The organism is Olsenella intestinalis (assembly GCF_023276655.1).
Taxonomy (GTDB): domain Bacteria; phylum Actinomycetota; class Coriobacteriia; order Coriobacteriales; family Atopobiaceae; genus Olsenella_J; species Olsenella_J intestinalis.
In genome coordinates this window covers 98,469-116,385 of record NZ_JALGRK010000002.1, presented here as the reverse complement: position 1 = coordinate 116,385, position 17,917 = coordinate 98,469, and the positions used below count along the sequence as shown (strand labels likewise).

Annotated in this window: 2 protein-coding genes; both read right to left on the bottom strand. The window is 69.8% G+C overall.

What is annotated here, in order from left to right; genetic code table 11:
• Window positions 1-165: 165 nt before the first annotated feature.
• Complete coding sequence (locus M5D76_RS05570) at window positions 166-7,617, bottom strand: glycine-rich protein (protein ID WP_248922407.1); 7,452 nt, start codon at window positions 7,615-7,617, stop codon at window positions 166-168.
• Window positions 7,618-8,067: 450 nt separating this feature from the next.
• Entirely contained in the window at window positions 8,068-17,829 is a 9,762-nt protein-coding gene (locus M5D76_RS09155; protein WP_283102112.1) for a BspA family leucine-rich repeat surface protein, read from the bottom strand.
• Between the last annotated feature and the right edge of the window lie 88 nt (window positions 17,830-17,917).

Below are 17,917 nucleotides of genomic sequence, written 5' to 3'. Positions count from 1 at the left end.
ACGGAGGTCACATTTGGCATGGGCCGCCATGCGGATGCGCGCGGGGCGTCGCGGGGCGTCGCGGACGAGAGGAGCGTACCCTCGCGCCCCGCGCCCGCCCGTCATAGAAGGGCGGTCGCGACCCTGGGGCCGCGACCGCCGACGCGATTCGTATGCGAGGGTGCGCTACGCCCTGCGACGCCTGATGGCGCGCGACGCGACGATCGCCGCCGCGGCGAGCGCCACGACGGACGCGAGTACGATCGGGAGCCGTGCGAGCGGGTCGCCCGTGGCTGCCGTCGGCGCCAGCCTGCCCGAGCCGTCCCTCCACCGCGCCGTCGCCACGTGCTCGGGCGCCTCGTCGACGGCGGGCTTCCACGTGGCGTAGGTGGTGCCGGCAGCACCGAGGTCCCAGCCGTCGAACGCATAGCCGTCGCGTTCGAAGCCGTTCTCGGCGAGCGTGAACGCCGGCGTCGTGAGGACGCCTCCCTCGGCCGCGCTGGCCTGCTGCGCCTGCGTGGTGGGGGCGGTCTCCCCCGCCGTCGCGCCACCGCCGTCGTAGGTGATGGTCGCCGTGCGCTCGTAGCGCGCGAAGAAGGTGGTGGGGCCGTCGGCCGCAGGGGCGAACGTGTCGCCGGCCGCGTGCTCGACCGCGGCGTCCGCTGCCGTCGCGGAGGTCCAGCCGACGTGCGACCAGCCGCGATCCGCGGCGGGAAGCTCGGCGTCGGGCGCCGTGACGGAGGAGAGCGCGCTTCCGTTGACGCGCTGGACGACCTCGGTCGCAGGAGCGCCCTCGGCCTGGGCCGACAGGGTCGACAGCGCGGCGCCGGACGCAGACGCCTGCTGCGAGGCCTCCTGCGACGCCTGCTGCGCGTACGAGACGAACTCGATCGGGCGCTCCCACACGGCATAGAGGCCCACGGTCGCGCCGTGCTCGTACGTGAGGTTCTCCACCGTGGCCGCGTCGGCGTAGGCGACGTCGGTCGAGGTGGGCGACGTGGCCCAGCCCACGAAGGTCCAGCCCGGGCGCGCCAGCCCCTCGATCTGGGAGGCGGCCGTGAGCTGCGCGGACTCCATCACGTTCATGGGCGACGTGGCGAGGCTCTTCTCGCCCTCGTGGTAGGCCACCTGGTAGGTGAAGGGCGCCACGGCGATGCGCACGTGGATGGTGTAGTCGGCGTGGTTGGCCATGCCCGTGACGCGCACCGGGACCTCGAAGGCCTGGCCGCCGAGGGACTCGTCGTCGTGGAGGCGGAACTCGAGGCCGTAGTCCTCGTTGACGTCGGCCTCCTCTGCGAGCGGGCCCGCCGGCCACACGAGCGACGCCGTGCTGTCGAGCTCCAGCTCGCCGCCCTCCATGACGAGCGACTCGAGGCTCAGCGTCGCGGACTGGCCAAAGGTCACGTACGCGTCGGTCATGCCGCGCTCGGGCCACCAGCCAGCGTAGGCGTCCTCCACGGGCGCCTTCTCGACGTTGACCGTGAGGCTCGCGTGGTCATCGTCGCCGCTCACGAAGGCGTAGCCGTCCGCAAGGATCTTGTAGTAGACGGTGTCCTGCCCGGCGTCGGTGAAGCTCGGGAACTGCTCGCTGTAGGTGCCGTCGGGCTCGAGCGAGTAGACGAAGGTGCCCGGCACGCCCGCAGGCGAGGTGACCTTGGTCGTGACGTCGGCGACCTGCGGCTCGCCGGTGTAGGTGAGGGGCTCGGCCTCGGCGACGCCCGTGATGGCCGGCACGACCATGTAGGGCAGGTACTCGCGAGTCGGGTCCTCGTCGGAGTCGGTCGTGTAGTAGTTGGGGACCGTGAAGGGCCTGGGGTTGGAGCTGTAGTAGCCCTGGTCGACCTGGATGGTGCCGCCCGTGGCGCCGCGCTGGCCGAGCGCCGGCCCGTTGACGGTGGCCTCGGGCGTGGCGAACTGGCCGCCCGAGGCGGTGCGGAGCCGGTCCGCCGCGCTCTTCTCGGCACGAGTCGGAGCGGGCATGCCCAGCTCGCTTGCGACCCGGAGCGCCCGGACGAGAGGAGCCTCTCCGTCGCTGGCGCCCGTGAGGGAGCGCGCGTCGCCGGTGTAGGCGCCCACGTGCGGGATCGGCGCGATGGCCTCCTGCCCGGCGGACGCGTCGTCGTTGGCGCGCAGGATCTCCATGGCGCCGGCGCCCTCGTTGTAGAGGCCGTAGGCGACGAAGCCCTCCTCGGGAGAGCCGACGGAGTTGGCCGAGACGTTGCTCGAGCCGCAGACGACGGTCGTGCCCGTGGAGTTGCTCAGGACGCCGTAGGCGATGGGTGCGGCGTTGGTCAGGCCGTCGATGGCCGAGACGTTGGCCTTGACCTCGGTGTCGCGGATCTCGACGATGCCCGAGCCCTCGTTGAAGACGCCGGAGGCCGCATAGCGGTGCTCGTCGCCGTCCTCCACGACGGAGGTCGAGCCTCCCGTTGCCTTGGAGGTGATCTCGCAGGAGTCGAAGGTGGCGTCGCCGAAGCCGAAGACGCAGGCGCCGTCGCTGTGGCCGAAGAAGGAGGTCGCCTCGACGGCGGCATTACGGGCCGTGAGGGCCGAGCCGTAGTCGAGGTTGACGCCGGCCGCGAAGCCGTTGGTGGCCGTGGCCGCGAGCTTCAGGCCGCCGGAGCCGTCGACGTCGAGCGACGAGAGGGGGTTCGCCTCGTCGGCCGCATCGCCCTTGGCGTAGACGCCGCAGACGTCGCCCGTGCCGCGGTCGAGCACCGCGATTGTGGTGGCGCCGGACACGTGCGCCGAGCCGAGCGACTGGACGCCGACGGTGTTGTAGTTCTTGCGGGCGTCGGGCGCGACGTTAGAGCTGACCGAGAGCGTGCCGGCGGCGACCGTGACGTTGCAGCCGCGGGCGCCGTAGACGCCGATGGCCTCGTAGCCCGAGCTGGCGCCCGTGGTGGCCGAGATGGTCGCGCCCTCGACACGGACCTGCGTGCCCTGGGCGTCGCACTCGATTCCGTAGGCGTTCCTGCCCGTGGCCGTGATGCGCGTGCCCCCGGCGACGACGGGCGCGCCCGTGCCGGAGGCGCTCGGGCGGACGTGCACGCCGTAGGCGTCGGCGGGACTGGTTGCGGTGAGGGTGCCGCCCGTGAGGGTGACGGCCTGAGCCGCCGTGGAGACGGCGCGCGCGAAGACGGGCGCGGCCGTGGCGCCATCGACGTGGCCGGCCGCGAGCTCGCCCCCGCTGACGGAGACCGAGCCGGCGGCCGCGTCGGCGAGGAAGACGGCGTCCGCGCGCGGGGCGCTCGCGTTGATGGTGCCGCCGCTCACGACGACGTCGCCCGCGCCGCCCGCGAGCCAGATGCCCGCGGCGTGGTTGGCGGTCTCCTTGAGGGAGGCGTCCTCGAGGGGCTGGCGCGACGTCGCGCTGAGCGAGCCGCCCGAGACGGTGACGTTTCCGCCGGTCACGTAGAGGGCCGCCGCGTCGGTGCCGCGCGCGTAAGTCTTGTCGGTCGTGTAGGTCTTGGCGTTCGTGACGCTGACGCTGCCGCCGGTGACGTCCACGTTGACGCCCTTGGTGGCGAGTGCGTACTGCTCGTCGCCGGCGTCGTCGTTCACGAGGTAGGTTTTGGTGGTCTCGCCGCCGACGATGCTGGCGCCGTCGGAGACGTGGATCGTGGGCGCCGAGTCCGACGTCGAGACGATGGCGTGGCCGTTCATCTGGGTCGTCAGGCCAAAGTCGATCGTAGAGTCATTCGAGAGCGGCGCGTCCCGGATGAGCGACAGGCGGAGGTCGCTCTTCTCGGCGTTTGCACGCGCTGCGGCGAAGGCCTCGTCGGCCGTCGGGAAGATGAGCTCGGTCTCGCCGGAATCCCCCTGGAAGGCAACGGTTGCCACGCCGCTGCCGAAGACGGTGCGCAGGCCCGTGTAGGGGGCCTGAACGTGATCGCTGTAGGCGAAGAGCTGCTCGTAGGGAACGTAGGGGTAGAGGTTGAGGGGCTGGGCGGCGTCCTTGTTGTAGCCGGGGAGGACGTTCGCGTACGGAAGGCGGTACTGCTCGGGAAGCGTCGTCTCCACGAACTTGTCCGCATATCCGGGGATGGGTCGCTTGGAGCTTAGCTGTCCGTACGTGCCGCCATGGATGGAGATGCTGCCGGCCGTGTACTCGGCGGGTAGGTGAAGGAACGTCTTGAGCACATCGAATGACGCGATTGCCGCCTTGTTAGGCAGGGTGCCGAGGAGACGACCTCTGACCTGGTCATCCTCGGGATTGGTGTTGTCGCCGTCGTTCACGACGAGCTTGCAGTTCGCGATGATGTCGAAGTCCGCCTCGAGCGTCTTGCCATTGAGGTCGATGACCATGTCGGTCTGGCGCGTGAAGGCGAACGGGCGGATATGGTTGGGCTCGACGGTGGCGGGCGGCTCGGGGTACTGCGCCTTGATCCAGCCGTCGATGTAGTTGTTGAGGTTGACGTCCTTGAGCAGCGTGATCTCGAGGCGCGAGGCACCGAGCATGCCGAGGGCCGCGCTCGAGTACGACGCCATCGCCGACTCGGCCGTGGTGGGGACGTCACGCCAGTAGAACTCGCCCATCTTCACGTAGGAGCCGTCCGCCTTGAAGATCGACACGAGGACGTTCGCCTCGGAGAGCGTCACGAGCCAGTTGTAGGCGACGCCGTCCTGAGTCTTGGTCTCGGGCAGCACCGAGAGGTCCTGCAGCGAGGGCGACCAATAGTCCATCTTCTGATCCTTGTGCCAGTCGCCCAAAAGCGAGTGGTTGTAGTACCCGCCGCGAAGGTCGAACTTGTCGCCCGCGAGGGACTCCTCCCCCGCCCAGGCGACCTCACCGCAGACGAAGGGCTGCGCGTACTGGTAGACGGTCTGCTCGCTTCCGAGCACGGTGGTCGTGACGCCGTAGCGCGAGCCGTCGACGTGGACCTTGCAGGACGCAGACTCGTTCGTGATGCCCTGGTTCTCGGTGCCGCCCAGGGCGCCTACCGTGGGGACCTTGCTCTGCGAGAAGGCATAGGCGAACTCGCTTTGCGGCACCCAGCCGGTCGTGCGATCCGTCCACGCCTCGTACTCGGCGGGGCTCACGCCGACCGGGGTGGTTCCCGTGGCGAGCGTGAAGATGTAGATGACGGGCTCGATCGTCGCGTTTCCGGCCTCGTCGGCGAACCTGACGCCCTGGTTGGTGGTGGCGCCCGACGCCGTGACCGTGGCGGCGCCGCGGATGGTCGTGGTGCCCGCATTGACGAGAAGGGCGAGCGCCTCGGTTCCTCCCGTGGCCTTGACCGCGCACGCGAACTGGTCGGTCATGCCTCCCGCGGCCTCGACGGTGATGCCGTTGTTGGCGACCACGGCGACCGAGCGCGCCGACTGGCCGGTCGAGGTTGCCGTGACCTGCGCCTTGTCGGCGACGCGGATCGCTCCGATTCCGTCACCGCCGATCGCGTAGATGGTGCCGGTTGAGCTACCCTCGATACGGACCGCGGCCTGCCCGGTGACGGAGATGTCACCCCTGGCGTCCGCGTTCTGCAAGATGGCGTAGCTCGTGGCGCCGTCGGCGTTGGTCGTCGAGATGGTGCCGCCGCTCATGGCAAGCGGCGACGCGCCCGAGAGCGAGAGCGCGCTGACGGTGTTGCTCGACGCGGTGCGCGCCGAGAGTGTGCCGCCGCTCATGGTGACCTGGGTGTCGCTGACAACGACGGCGCTTCCCGTGGTGGCCGAGACCGAGCCGCCCGTGACGGAGAGCGAGCCGCCCGCAAGCGACAGCGCGAAGGGGTTGGTGGACGACCCGGAGGCGCTCACCTCGGCGCCCTCGGCCACCGTGAAGGTGTGGTCGGTCGCATCGATCGTGTGGCCGCTCGCGATGGTCGTGAGCTTGTAGTCGACCGTGATGTCGCCCTTCATGGCGAGCTCGCCCACGCAGTCGGTCAGAAGCTCGAGGCGCACGATGTCGGTCGAGCCGGCCTCCCTGACCTTGCCGGCCTCCTCCTTGGCGGCCGCGAAGGCCTCGTCGACGCTGAGGTAGGGCGTGGTCTGGCTCACGTTGCCGTCGGCGTCGGCGATGCTGACCTCGGCCACGCCGAAGCCCGCGTAGAGGTCGACCGAGCCGAGCTCGTAGAGCCCCGCCAGAATCTTGCCGTCAGAGTCGATGCAGCGGCGGGCCAGCTTGCCCGAGTCGTTCTTCGCGTAGTAGCCGAGGAAGATCGCACCCGTAGGCGGCTCGAGCTTGTCGACGTGGGTGATCGCCTCACCCAGCCCGTCGGCCGAGTACGACTTGTAGTAGGTGTCCTCCTTCGGTGCCGAGAAGAGCTCGCTCTTCTCGCCCGTGCCCTCGGCGTTGTCGAAGAGGGTCACCACGCTCGCGGTGTACTCGATGGAGATGCGCCCGCCGCCGGAGTTCTGGCCGTTGGCCATGCGCGCGACGACCTCTCCGTCGTAGGTGACGGTCGAGCCGTCGCCGGCCTTGTCACCCTGGATGAGCGTGGGGCTCAGGAAGCCGGAGCCTCCCGCGCCAGAGGAGTTGGACTTGCCGGAGGTGTTGGTCGCGGCGCATCCGCCCCAGTAGCCGCCGCCACCGCCGCCGCGGCCCTCGGCCGAGTAGGAGGCGTTGTAGACGCCGCCGGCGCCGGTCTGGCCCTGTCCCATCTGGTAGCCGCCGGTCTGGGAGCCGCCGGCGGGATGGCCGCCGTTGTACTTGGTGCCCCTGCCGCCTGCGACACCGCCGCCGGCTCCGCCGCCGTACTTCCAGCCCGCACCTCCGCCGCCGCCCGCGACGACGAGCACGTCGGAGTCGCCGCCGGAGAGGACCTCGGCGAGGGTTCCGCCGGCGGTCGCGATGTGACTCGCGCCGCCGCCCGAGCCGCCGGCCGAGCAGATGCCGTGGCCCTTGCGGTAGCGGCCGTTGCCGCCGTCGCCGCCGCCGTTCGCGCCTCCGATGGTGGAGCCGGCCTTGCCTTCGCCGGCGCGGCCCGTGACGCCCGCGCCGCCGGTAACCGCGTAGAGGGTCTGCGCGTCAAGCGGGGTGACGGCCTTCGTGCGGCCGCCGTAGCCGCCGCCGGTCCAGGAGTTGCCTCCGCCGCGGCCGCCCTCGGCGACGAGCGTGTAGAGGCCCTTGTCCTTCAGCTGGATGGTGTTCTCGGTTCCCGCGGCGGACGAGTTCCAGACCGTAGTGCCCGCGCGCTCGAGGTCGACGGTCTCGCCGGGGTTAAGCGCGCTCGACTGCACGCCCAGGCCGAAGCCGACGTTGTTGAGCCAGTCCTGGAACTCGGTGGGATCCTCAGGGCCGAGCGGCTCGTCGGACACGTCGTCCTCGAAGACGGTGGGGTCATGCCACTCATCGTCCTCCTGCGCGGCGGGTGCGGACTCGGCCTCGCTCGCGGCGGGGGCCGGCTGCTGCGCCTCGGTTGCGGAAGGCGAGGAACCGGAGGCTGCGGGCTCGCCGGAGGCTGCGGGCTGCGATGCGCCGTCTGCCGAGGGCGTGCTCTTCTCGCCCAGCTCCTGGGTGGGCGTTGCGGACGCAGGAGCCTCCGTGTCGCCCTCGGCCGTGGAGGACAGCATGGTGTCGCGCACCACCACGGGGTTCGAGGTGGTTCCTGCGGGTGTGGGCGCGGCCGGCCACAGGCTAGCCACGAGCACGGTGGAGAGGAACGCCGCCGCGATCTTGCTGCGTCTGATGCGCCTCACGATCATCGCCTCGCCTTCTAGTTCAAGACATCGACTCGAGACGTCGATTCGTTTGAAGCCATATCTAAACTACTATCGCATAGAGGTGCCTAGCAGGCCGTGAACTGTCCTTTTCTTGCAGTTAAGAGGGTGGAAAAACGTGGTAGGCGTAGTAACGTATGGACGGCATGGTGGAAACGGTATGCCGGAGAGCGCCATCGACGGCGTGACGGGAATGGCTGCGTGCGCACGGTTGCCTCGAGTGCGCGGCGGTCCCTGCGGGCATCGAGCCCGGCAACGCCGCGAGCAGGCACCGGTCGCAGCGTGACGGCGACGACCGGCGACGCCGTGAGCAGGTAAATTCATAGATGCCTCAGAGGGCGGGGCCAGCGCGGCCCATGCGGCCGACAGGGGGACGCGGGCGGCCGCGTGGCCGCCCGCGTCGTTGTTGAGTGCGTGTCCCGGTGTGCGCTACCCCGCCGCCACGGCCATCCAGCCCACGCCCTCGAAGTTCCAGCCGTTCCTCACGAGCGCGTCGTTCTCGGCCTCGGAGGTCGTGAAGTTGTGGGTGCCGACGGTGGCGTAGGGGTTGTACTGCCGGAGCACCGGCACGTCGCCGCCGGAGTTCCAGCCCACGCCCTCGTAGTTCCAGCCCGCCGCCACGAGCGCGTCGCGCTCGCCGGGCGACGGCGTGTAGTGGTGGTCTCCGGCGTAGGGGTTGTAGAGGCGGTAGACGGGCTCTCCGCCCTCGATGGGCGCCCACCAGCCGACGCCCTCGTAGTTCCAGCCCACGCGGCTCAGGAACTCGCGCTCGCCGGGCGAGCTGGTGTAGAAGTGCTCGCCCGAGTAGGGGTTGTAGAGGCGGAACATCGGGATCGCGTCGGGCCTGTCGGGCACGACCTGGAAGGTGGCCTGCGCCGTGCCCGTCCAGTTGCCGGTGCCGGAGATCGTGACCGTCGCCGTGCCTACGCCCACGTTGGACTCGTAGGCGGCCTCGTAGTCGACGCCGGCGGCGAGGGTGCGGCCGAGGGCCGTGACGTCGAGGGCGGGCTCGATCGGCTCGCCGGTCTCAACCTGGTCGGCGATGGGCGCGATGGTCGCCTGGGAGATGCTAGCGGGGTCGATCGAGAAGGTCACGGTGACGGGGTCAGTGCCGCCTCCCGCCCACGCACTGTTGCGCGGGTCAGCGAGGGAGACCGTGGCCACGTGCTCGCCCGCGTCGACCGCGGAGCCGCCCTCGACCACGCAGAGGTTGAGGGCGGCGGTGACGCCGGCCTGCTCCGTGCCGTCGTAGACGAGGCCGAGCACGGCCGTGGGCAGGTTGACCGTCGTGGGCGTGATGGTGAAGGACGTCGTCACGGAGGAGTCGGACCTGAAGTTTCCGCGGCCCGAGATGGTGACCTTGGCCTCTCCCGCCTCGACGTTGTCCTCGTAGGAGCACTCGAAGTCGGTGCCGTGCGCGAGCTCGTGTGCCTGGCCGCGGGAGTCGGTCCAGGAGACGGAGGGGACGGGCGTGAGCGGCACGGCCGCGAACGACTGGTCCGGAATGGGCGCGACCGAGGTCGAGGCGTCCGTGAGGGAGGCCTGGGCGACGGTGAGGTCGGCCGTGGCGGTGGCCGCGGCGAAGTTGCGCGACGCCTTTGCGGTCGCGCGCACGACGTAGGCGCCGGCGTCGGTCGGGACGGCGGTCGCGTAGGCGTCGTCAGGCGCGTCGGCGGGCCTGTACTCGACCACAAGCTCCTGGCTCGCGTCCTGGCCCGAGACGCTCGGGGCGACCGGCGCGTCGCCGTAGGTCCAGCCGGTAACGGAGAGCTCGAGCGTAACGGGCACGGGCTCGATCGTGAACGTAGCGGTGGAGGCGCTGACCTGGTAGTTGGTGTTGGCCTCGTCCCACGAGGCGGAGATCACGTAGGTCCCCGCGTCGCCGCCCGCCTGGCGCGAGTAGGCCACCCCCAGGTCGTCGCCGGCGACGACGCCCGTGACCGTGCCCGTGAGCACGGGGTCGGCTGCGCCGAAGGCCTTGGAGGCGTCGTTGGGCGCGATGGTGACGGCGGCCTTGGCCACCTGGAATCCCGTGGTGGCCGTGGCCTCGTTGTAGTTTGCCGTCTGCGCACTCGTGGCACGCACGACGTAGGAGCCGGCCTGCGTGGGGACGTCCGGGCCGAATGCCGTGTCGGGCTCGCCCTCCCGCTTGTACGCGAAGGCCACGGACTCGCCCTCGGAGTTGCCGCTGACCGTGGGCGTCGCAGCCGACTGCCCGTAGGTCCAGCCGTCGAGGGCGACGGCAAAGTCCGCCCTGTCGGCACGCCCAATAGCGAACGCCGCGGACGTGGTGCCCTGGAAGTTGCCCCTGCCCTCGAGCGTCACCGTCGCCGTGCCTGCGGCCACGTTGCCGGAGTAGGTCAGGGCGTAGTCGACGCCCTCGACGAGCGTGGCACCCTTGAAGGTCACGGACGGCTTGGGCTCGTGTTCGGACCCCGTGTAGGTCTCGCCGGGGATCGGGGCGACGGCGACGTCCGCGATGTCGGCAGGCTCGATCGTGAGCGAGGCCTTGCTGACCTCGACGGCGTAGTTGGGGTTGTCCCACGCGGCGGAGATCTCGTAGGTGCCCGCGTTCTCGCCCTCGGCGCGCGAGTAGGTCAGACCCGTGGCCTCCTCGCCCGGCGCGAGGCCGTCGACCGTTCCCGTGAGGGCGGGGTCGTCGTCGCCGAAGGACTTGGTCTTGGAGTCGCAGGTGACGGTGAGTGGGCGCGGCGTGATCGAGAAGGTCACGGGGCTGCTCTCGGCACCCAGGTAGTTGGCGGTCTGCGCTACCGTGGCGCGCACGACGTAGTCGCCCACGGCCGCGGGCGCCTCGGGCGAGAAATCCGCGTCGGGCGCGCTCGCACGGCGGTACTCGTAGGTGACCTCACCGGAGCCCGGGTTGCCCGTCACGCTCGGCGAGGCGGGCGAGCCGTAGGTCCAGCTGGGAAGGACGACCTGCGGCTCGATGGTCGCGCGCTCGATCGTGAACGAGGTGCTCGCGGTGCCGGCGAAGTTGCCGATGCCCGTGACGGTGGCCGTGGCGCCGCCGTCGGTCGCGTTGACGTTGGCACGGTAGGAGACGGTGTAGTCGACGTCCGGGGCGAGCGCCTTCCCCCCGTAGGTGACCGACAGGTCGGGCCTCTGGGCGCCGCCGTCGAAGGTGCGCGGCTCGATCGTCGCGATGGTCGCCTCGGAGATGTCGCGCGGCGCGACCGTAAAGCTCACGGTGCGCGGCGACGTCGAGCCGTCGTCGGACCAAGGCTCCGCCGGGGAGGCGAGCGTCGATGTGGCCGTATACGTGCCCGCGTCGGTCGCGAAGGCGTTGCCCGAGGCGTCGACGCCGCAGCCTGCGGTCGAGCCGTCCGCGCGGCTCACGCCCGAGAGCGCGTAGCCGGCGCTCGCAGGGACGCCCACCTGGGCGGAGCCGTCGAACGAGAGGCCATCCCGTGCCTGCGCGGGAATGGCGCGCCAGAGGGCCCTGAGCGTCGCGTCGGACGTGCCCATCGTGAGCGTCGAGGCGCCGTCGCCCTCGGAAAGCGATGCGGCCTCGCCGGAGAGGGCCCAGCCGTAGAAGGAGAAGCCCTCGCGCTTGGGGTCGGGAAGCTCGAGCGTCGTGCCGAAGCCCATGGCCTCGGGCACGGACGCGGTCGTGGTGCCGCCCGCGAGGTCGACGGAAAGGCCGTGCGGCGTGGGCGTCGTGTCGTAGCAGGCGTAGTAGGTCTCGGTGCCGTCGGCGAGCATGCCGCTCTCGAACGGCGTCCCCACGCCGGCGGTCGAGGGGTAGAAGCCCTTGAACGCGTAGGCGTACTTGGCGTCGGCGGGGCGGGTGGGCGTCTGGGCGGGCGAGAAGGTCACGCGGCTCGTGCCCTCGGTGAGCTCGGTGTGTTCGCCGGTGCCCTCGACCGCGCTCATGTCCCAGTTCCTGAACGCCACGTCGTAGGTCGTACGCTCGTAGTACAGGGTCAGCGTGTTCGCCGCGCCGCTCGCGACGGTGAGCGTGGCCGACGCCTGCTCGGAGCCGCCGTTGACCTTCGCCTTGTCGAAGGCGTAGGAGCCGATGGGCGTCGTGGCGAAGGTGTCGGAGGCGAGCTCCTCCCCCGCGACCGCCTTGCCGGTCACGCTGGGCGCGAGCTCGGGGGCGGTGACGGCCCCGTTGTGGCGGCCGACGTAGGTGATGGTGTAGGCGTAGGTGGGCTCGAAGGTGAGGGTGAGCACGTTGTCTGAGGCCGAGGTGCCGATCGTGAGGGGGCTCTTCTCGGCCTCCTTGAAGCGGTACGTGACGCCGCCGGTCGTGATGTCTGCGGCGTAGTCGTCGGCGGAGACTGTGCTAGCGAAGTCGGCCTCGCCCGTGGTCGCGGCCTTGAGCGTGGCACCCGTGGTGTCGGCGTAGCGGACCTCATAGCCGTACCTGATGGGGGTGTAGGTGATGGTCATGAGGTTCTGCTCGGGGTCGTCCGTGATGGTGAGGGTCTCGGGCGAGGCGGCCGGGCCGGGCGCGTAGCCCGCGGGCGCGGAGGACGGGGCCTGCTCGGAGGCGACGAGCGTGCTGTCGAAGCCGGCCGTGCCGCTCTTGGTGGGTGCAACCGTGTTGCCGTTGGTGTCGACGTAGGTGACGGCGTACTCGTAGTCCTTGGGCGCGAACACGAAGGTGATGACGTTGGCGAGCGACGGGTCCGCGGCCGCCTGGGCATCCGTGTGGACGGTGATGTCCGCGCCCGCGGTCGCGAGCTCGTAGCCGCGCGGGGCCTCGATGGCGAAGTCGGAGGCCGAGACCGCCTGGCCGAAGGGTGCGCGGCCGGTGGCCGCGGGCGCCACCTCGCGCGCGGGGTCGGCGGAGCTCACGTAGCGCACGGTGTAGCCGTAGCCGCCGTCGCGGGTGTAGGCGAGGTCGATGGCGTTGGCCGCGGGGTCGGCGGACACGGTGACGGACGGCGCGGAGGCCGCGTTGAAGGTGTAGCCGGCGATGTCGGCCGCGTTGTAGTAGTCGGCCGCCAGGACCTCGGTGCCGAAGGGCGCCTCGCCGGTGCTCGCGTCGGCTATGGGCAGGCCGGCCTCGTCGAGGTACCTGACCGCGAACGCGTAGTCGTTGCGCGCGTAGGTGACGGTGACGGCGTTGTCGGCCTCGTTGCTGGAGATGGCGAGTGACTCGGGCGAGGCCGTCGGCGCGGCGTATCCCTCGCGGGGCGAGAGGTGCGACGCGAGGTCGAGCTGCGTGCCGAAGAGCTGGGTGCCCGTGGCGTCGGGCGCCACGGTTGCGCCGGCGTCGTCGACGAAGCTCACGCGCCAGCCGAAGCTCAGGCGGTCGTAGCGAAGCTCGACGACAGTGGCGCCGTCGTTTCTGACCGTGGGGGCGGCCTCGGTGCCGCCGGCGTTCGTGTAGACGGCCCGAGCGTAGGTGAAGCCGTCATAGAAGCGGGGCTCGAGCGCCATGGCCGAGCCGGCGTCGGCGGGGACAGTCTGGGAGGCGCCGTCCTGCTCGTAAGTGGATCCGTCGGCGGCCATCCTCATGTGGCGCACCTCGTAGGAGGTGGCGATGGGCTCGTAGTCGACCTGGACGTCAAGCGAGGGGCTCGTGCCAACGGTGACGGACGCGACCCGGAGCGACGAGGCCGCGACGGAGACCGTAGCGTCGCCGACGGCGGTCGAGGCGGACGCCGGCAGCTCGCCATCCTGGGCCTCGATCGTCACGCTGGCGCCACCGAGCTGCCTGACGGTGACGCGGGCGAGCCGGTGGTTCTCGTCGACGGGGGCGAAGGCGATGCCCGCACCAACGATGCCGGTGGCGTCCAAGCCGTCGACGGAGGCGGTCGAGGAGGCGCCGGGCGCGGGCACGCCCGTGGCCGAGACGCCGACGCGCCCGTCGGTCGCACGCGCGGCGACGTAGGGCGGGGCGGCGAAGTCGGCGGTGAAGGTGACGGGGCCGGTGAGCGCGAGGCTCTCGTAGTCCTCGACGAGGCCCGAGCTGACGGCACCCGTCTCGGCGTCGGTCATCTCGTAGCGCCAACCGAGCAGCGTCTGGGAGGCGAAGGCCGTCTCCTGCCCCGGCACCGCGACGACGCCCTGCCCCGCCTGGGCGAAGGAGCCGTACGCGAGCCCCTCCTGGACGGGATCCGCGGCAAGCGCGGCGAAGCCCTGCGAGGCCTCCTCCACAGCGAACGTCGCGGCGTAGGCGTCGACCGACCAGCGGGCACGCAGGGTCGTGGGCACGGTGAGGGCGAAGGACGCCGTCGTCGAGCTGGTGGCCTTGCCCTCCCCCGCCGTGACGTCGGAGGCCGAGAGGACGGGGGCGTCGTCCGGCGCCCCGTCGACGTACCAGCCCAGGAAGGTGCGGCCAGGCCACGAGGGATAGGCGGGCAGCGACCAGGTGGTGCCGTAGGTCTGCGCGATCGTCACGGGGGCCTTCGCACCCGCGAGCGCGCCGCCCGCCGGGTCGAACGCGATGTCGTGGGTGTCAGCCTCCCACCTCGCATGCAGGGTCGCTCCCTCGGCCTTGTCCCAGGCGCGCGCGGACGTGCCGTCCGCGTTGTAGTACTTGCTGCCGCCGGTGGCCGCGTCGAAGTAGCCGAGCAGGGTGTGCCCCGTGCGGACGGCGGGCTGGACCTGGGGCAGGGCGGACTCGTAGGTCGCCGTGGCGGAGGTGGTGCCGGGCTCGGTGGCCTCGCCTGGGTCGAGAACGAGGTCGTAGGTGTTTGCGGTCCACTGTGCGAAGAGCGTGGTCGCGGCGGGCTTGTCCCAGACGCGTGCGGACGTGCCGTCGGCGTCGTAGTACTTGCTGCCGCCGGTCGCCGTGTCGAAGTAGCCGGCAAGGGTGTAGCCCGTGCGCGCCGGCATCGTGGCCGCGGGCATCGCGGCGCCGAAGGTGGCGCTCACCTTTGCCGTGCCCGCCGTGGTGGCGTCGGCCGCGGAGAGCGTGACCTCGTAGGAGTTGGCCTCGAAAGTCAGCGTCATCTGGTTGGAGGTGTCATCGGGCTGGACCTTGCAGGTGTTGGCGGGGTCGGCGCGGTAGGTGTAGCCGGGAATCGCGGGTGCGAGGTCGTCGGCCGCGACGGTCGTGGCGTAGGTACCCTTCGCCTTAGTGGCCTGGATGGTCGCGCCCGAGGCGTCCTTGCAGGTGAGGGTGACGTCGAACTCTGCAGGCACCCAGTCGGCAAACAGCTTGCGCACGCTCGTCTCGTCCCACTTGGCGCGGCTCGAGCCGTCGGGGTTCACGTACTGGGTGCCGAGGCCGCCCGGCTCGGTGAAGTAGCCGCCGAAGTCGTAGCCGGTCTTGGTGGGGACCACGACCGCGGGCAGGTCCTGCCCCATCGTGGCCGTGACCGTGGTGCTGCCCGCGGTCGTGGCGCCGCGGCTGTCCAGCGCGACCGTCGTGACGGCGGGATCCCACTTTGCGTAGAGCGTGACCGAGGCGTTGACGATGTAGGACCCGCCGCCGTTGCCCGCCCTGGTCGCGAACTGCGCGTCGGAGTACCACCCGGCCAGCGTGTAGCCCGCGCGCGTGGGCGTGGGCAGGGTGACCGAGGCGCCGCTGGTGGCCGTGACGAAGGCGGCCTGGGTCGACTCGCCGCCGTTGCACCGGTACTGGACCGCGCAGGTCTTCTTGTTCACGGAGTAGAGGTTGTAGCCGGCCACGGACTCCTGGAAGCCGGGGACGGTCGCGGAGGCGGCGTAGGCGGCAAAGGAGCCGTCGTCCAGGCGGTAGGCCGCGCGCGGGAACGTGGGCTTGGACGACGAGGACGCCGTGGACCAGGTGGGGCCGACCAGCAGGGAGTTCAGCGACGAGCACCCGTCCAGGACGTTGCCCATGGACGTGACGCGCGTGGTGTCGAAGCTGGAGAGGTCGAGGTCGACCAAAGACGAGGCGCCGGCGAGCATGCTGGCCATGGAGGTGAGCCTGGGCGTCGCCCAGTTGCTCACGTTGACCTCGCGCATGGCCGTCATGTAAGAGAGCATGTAGTCGGCGCGCTCGAGCGACGCGGTGCTGAAGGTGGCGAGGTTGGCGCGGGTCAGCTGCGTGCCGTAGAGCATGTAGCTCATGTCGGTGACCGACGAGGTGTCCCAGGTGCTCACGTCGAGGCTCGTGAGCTTCGACTTGGAGGAGCTCGTGGGCTTCGCCATCTGGAAGCAGCCGGCCATGGTCGTGACGCGGCCCGTGCTCCAGGACGTGAGGTCGAGGGAGGTCAGGGCCATGCACTGGGCGAAGGTGTGCGAGAGGTTGGTGCAGTAGGACGTGTCGAGGTTCTGCACGTTGTTTATGGCCGTGACCTTGGTGAAGCCGTTGAACCAGTAGGCCAGCGACTTGGGCAGGATCGTGGACATGCTGCCGTCGACGTAGACCTTGGTGACGGTCGAGGCGTAGGAGCGCCAGGGAAGGGTGGACGCGTTGTAGACGACGTCGGTGTTGCCCGTGGCGTAGGTCGCGCCCGAGGCGGGCCTGACCGTGGTGAGGACCATGTTCGAGCCGCTCTTCACGGCGTAGAAGTCGTGCGGGGCGGTCGAGCGCACCGTGAAGGTCGTGGACTTGGTCCCGGTGTAGGGGGCGTAGAGCGCCTCGTCGCGGTGCCCGTCGACGTCGAAGAGGGCGGTCACGACGGCCGTGGCGGTACCCGACTTGTCGTTGTCGACGTAGGTGGTCACGAAGTCGCCCTCCCCCGTGTTGGGGTCGTACTCCTGCAGGGTGACGTCGAGCCCGGCCGAGGGGATCGAGAGGTCGACGCGGACCTCTGGCTCGGGAAGCTTCGACCCGTCGTAGACGACCGAGTCGTACTCGAGCGAGAGCGTCGCCAGGCTCAGGTCGTACTTCCACTGCGCGTAGAGCGTGGTGGCGGCGTCCGGAAGCTCGTCACCCGGGAAGTACCAGGTGCCGGGGTTGTCCCGAGTCGGGCTGGCGAGCGTGTTCCAGCCGACGAAGACGTAGCCCTCGCGCTCCGCCGTGCAGCGCGGCGCGTATGACGTGACGCCCGAGAGTGACTTGAACATGTAGGTGCGAACCGTGTTCGAGCCACCGGGGAAGTTGTCGCGATAGGTGATGTTGAATGAGTCGTAGGAGTTGGCCGAGGTGAAGTAGCCCTTGGTGGAGGTAGTCGCCGCTCGCGCGCAAGTCAAATTAATGTCACTGTTGTCATACCCGCCGGGATTGTTATAGGTATAGGACTTCAGGATGGAGCCCCCCGCCCCGTAGACCTTGCCGACGAGCTTGTCTGAGCAGCCAACGAAGACGCGCTGGATGTTACCACCAGACGCAACACCCCAAACGCAGTTATTGGGAACCAGGACGGTCTCCAGTGACCTGCAGCCGGCCAGCATGCCAAAGTAGTTCGAAACGCCCTGCGGCGAGAACTTGCTCAGGTTCATGAACTTCAAGGATTGACAGCCTTCGAACATGCCGTTGACAATGAGCAGACTCTCTGCAGTAAAGCCGGAGAAGTCGGCGTTCACGAGATGCGCATTGAGGTAGAAGGCCGCACACATGGTCGTCACCTTGCTGGTGTCCCAACCCGACAGGTCGATCTCGTAGAGGTCCGCGCCCGAGAATAGACCCTCTATGTTGGTTAGATTGGGTGTAGAGAGCTGCGCGATGTCAAGGTGATGCAGGTTATTCGTGCCATAGAATGCGCACTTGAGAGACGTCGCCTGGCTCGAATCAAGGTACTCGATGCCCTTCACGTCCTCGAGATGGTAGAGCCCGTAGAACCATGCCTCCAGGCTCGGGATGCCGTGGAAGTCGGCAAAGCTCGGGTCGAAGACGACGTGCTTGCAGATGGCGTCGCGCGACACGATCTCGTTCTTGTAGGTGTCCTTTGCCTTGAGGATGGTCGAGTAGTCGTACGACCCTGACGCTCCAGAGGCCGTCTCGCCTGGCTTATACGAGACGTGGTTTCCACTGCTGTCGAGGGCCCACTCCAGGGCACCGAGGTACTTGCCGCTCGAGTTGTACTTTGCCCAGTCAGGCCTGCCCACGAACTTGTCAGCACCCGACCAGACCCACTTGACGAGGTTGCCGTCAAAGGAGCTCATTCCCTCGACGTACTCGTTTTCGTCATACACGAAGTAGAGCGTCTGGCTCTGCGAGCTGTAGAGCGCCTTGGGCGTCTTGCTCACGGCAAGGGCGCGCTGCGGGGCAAGCACCCCCGCAAGGACGGCCACCACGACGGCCACCACAAGGGCGGCGAGCCTGCAGGCGCGACGCGAACGAACGATGGTGCGGGGCATTGCGTACCTCCGTTGCCGGACACACGACCCCCCAACTGCGGAGGTCACCTATCTCATCAAATATGGCACACGACCACCCGCCAGGTCA